This window comes from Halomonas sp. 707D4 (assembly GCF_024158685.1).
Classification (GTDB): Bacteria; Pseudomonadota; Gammaproteobacteria; order Pseudomonadales; family Halomonadaceae; genus Vreelandella.
In genome coordinates this window covers 1-2,086 of record NZ_JAMZBD010000519.1, presented here as the reverse complement: position 1 = coordinate 2,086, position 2,086 = coordinate 1, and the positions used below count along the sequence as shown (strand labels likewise).

4 protein-coding genes and 1 pseudogene are annotated in these 2,086 nt (G+C 63.1%); all 5 read left to right on the top strand.

Going from position 1 to position 2,086, the window contains the following annotated elements; genetic code table 11:
• Nucleotides 1-326 (top strand): annotated as a pseudogene (locus tag BIS11_RS16050) (phenylalanine--tRNA ligase subunit beta); the annotation flags it as partial.
• Between the two features lie 58 nt (nucleotides 327-384).
• Complete coding sequence (locus BIS11_RS16045; protein ID WP_227391356.1) at nucleotides 385-684, top strand: integration host factor subunit alpha; 300 nt, start codon at nucleotides 385-387, stop codon at nucleotides 682-684.
• A gap of 175 nt (nucleotides 685-859) precedes the next feature.
• On the top strand, nucleotides 860-1,318 hold the full coding sequence (locus tag BIS11_RS16040; protein WP_253418230.1) for a flavodoxin: 459 nt from the start codon (nucleotides 860-862) through the stop codon (nucleotides 1,316-1,318).
• Complete coding sequence (locus BIS11_RS16035; RefSeq protein WP_253418233.1) at nucleotides 1,318-1,686, top strand: hypothetical protein; 369 nt, start codon at nucleotides 1,318-1,320, stop codon at nucleotides 1,684-1,686. The genes BIS11_RS16040 and BIS11_RS16035 overlap by 1 nt, the downstream gene beginning before the upstream one ends.
• A gap of 172 nt (nucleotides 1,687-1,858) precedes the next feature.
• A partial coding sequence (locus tag BIS11_RS16030; RefSeq protein ID WP_301286494.1) for a trigger factor family protein occupies nucleotides 1,859-2,086 on the top strand: 228 nt, incomplete at its 3' end.

Sequence of the window (2,086 nt, the reverse complement as noted above, 5' to 3'; positions counted from 1 at the left end):
CGCTCGGCGATGGCGTGATTCCAGCCTTCGAGCCGCTGTCGCGCTACCCGGAAGTGCGTCGCGATCTCGCCTTCACGCTCAACGAGCAGGTGCCGGTGCAGTCGCTGCTGGATTGCGTGAAGCGTGAGGCGGGCGATCATCTGCAGGATCTCAAGCTGTTCGACGTCTACGCCGGCAAGGGCGTGGAGCCGGGTCAGAAGAGTATCGCCCTGGGCTTGACCTGGCAGCATCCATCGCGCACGCTAAATGATGATGAGATCAATGAGCGCGTGGATTCGATCGTGGCGCAGGCGAACGCCGTGCTGAACGCACGGTTGCGGGGCTGATGGACGCCGGCTGCGACTGACCTTTCGAGCAATGGGTTTGCGAACAAGGAGAGGCGTCATGGGGGCGTTGACCAAGGCGGAACTGGCAGAGCATCTACATACCGAGCTTGCGCTTTCCAAGCGCGAGGCCAAGGCGATGGTGGAGGCGTTTTTCGAGGAGATTCGCGCCTGCCTGCGCGAGAACGAGCAGGTCAAGCTGTCGGGCTTCGGCAATTTCGATCTGCGCGACAAGCGCGAGCGTCCCGGCCGTAACCCCAAGACCGGCGAGGAGATCCCGATCTCCGCCCGGCGGGTGGTGACCTTTCGGCCGGGCCAGAAGCTCAAGCAGCAGGTGGAGCACTACACCAGCACTCGGTAACGATTGGATGGCTCGAGTCCCTGGCCAGACTCATGATCGAGGCGCCCTGCGAAGGGCGCCTTTTTTATCGCGGTTCCACCGGCTGCGTGCGCCTGGTGAGTCGTGTTAATATCCGAGCGAATTCATCAACTATTTTGCAGGTTCAGCTCCTGCAAAGCGTTACAGGATACCGATGATGCCCAAGCTTTCGATTGTCGTGGGTACCATGTACGGCGGCGCACTGGATGTCGCCGAGCAGGTCAAGCCCTTGTTCGAGACCGCTGGCTACGATGTCGCTATCTTCGAGCAGCCGAGTCTCGAGGATCTCCAGGCGTGCGAACTTGCGCTGTTCTGCATCTCTACCACCGGCAGCGGCGACTTCCCCGGTAATATCGTGCCGTTCGTGCGCCGCCTGCGCGACGAGAGCCCGGCGCTGAACGCCATGCGCTACGGCATGATCGCCCTCGGTGACAGCTCCTACGGCGATACCTTCTGCGGCGCAGGGCGAGCGCTCGATGCGCTTTTGGAGGAGCTCGGAGCCCGGCGTCTGGGCGAGCGCCTGGAGGTCGATGCCATGGAAACGTTCATGGCCGACGACGCCGCCGTCCCATGGGCGGAGCAGTGGATCGACGAACACGCGTTGACGGTCGTCTGATGCAGACGGTCTCCGCCGAACGCGTCAGCGTCACGCTGGGTCTGTGCGTCGTGATGCTCTCCATCGTGCCGCGCTATCTCGCCGGTGGCCACCAGACGCACCTGACCATGCTGCTCATCGCTCTGGCGGTGGTCATCGGTGCAGCGGTGCTCCAGTGGCGTCTGCTGGCATCAACGCAGCGCGGCGCGCTGGCGGCGCTGCTCAAGCGTCTGGCCGTCATGATGCTGGCCGGCGCGGTGGTGATGGGCGCCTGGCATGCGCTGATGACCGACTGGATCAGCTGGCAGCGGTTCATCTCCCATGCCGCCACCTGCGGGTTGCTGCTTCACGCCGTGACCCTCGGGTGGCGCCGCAGCACCCAGCACTAGGGGAAAACGACAATTTCAGTGCCGGTGCCTTGTAATCGCCCGGCGCGCCCCCATCTTGCGAGCATGGTGCTTGCCACTGCACGCCGGGGTTCTTAAAATTGCTCCCTTGAACACCGAATACGCACTGAACATCAAGCAATCAACACAAAGCCCAGCCGCTAGAGGACAATTCATGCAAGTTTCTGTCGAGACGACCTCCCCCATCGAACGCCGTATCACCATCCAGGTACCGGCCGCCGACATCGACGAGGCCGTCAGCGCTCGCTTGAAAGACACCGCGAAGAACGTTCGCCTGAACGGTTTTCGCCAGGGCCGGGTACCCATGGACGTCGTTCGCCAGCGCTACGGCGCCAGCGTGCGCAACGAGGTCGTGGGCGAGGTGATGCGCGAGCGCTACGTG

Coding starts and splice junctions, on each gene's coding strand:
- BIS11_RS16045 (WP_227391356.1), top strand. CDS start 385: ATGGGGGCGTTGACCAAGGCGGAACTGGCAGAGCATCTACATACCGAG.
- BIS11_RS16040 (WP_253418230.1), top strand. CDS start 860: ATGCCCAAGCTTTCGATTGTCGTGGGTACCATGTACGGCGGCGCACTG.
- BIS11_RS16035 (WP_253418233.1), top strand. CDS start 1,318: ATGCAGACGGTCTCCGCCGAACGCGTCAGCGTCACGCTGGGTCTGTGC.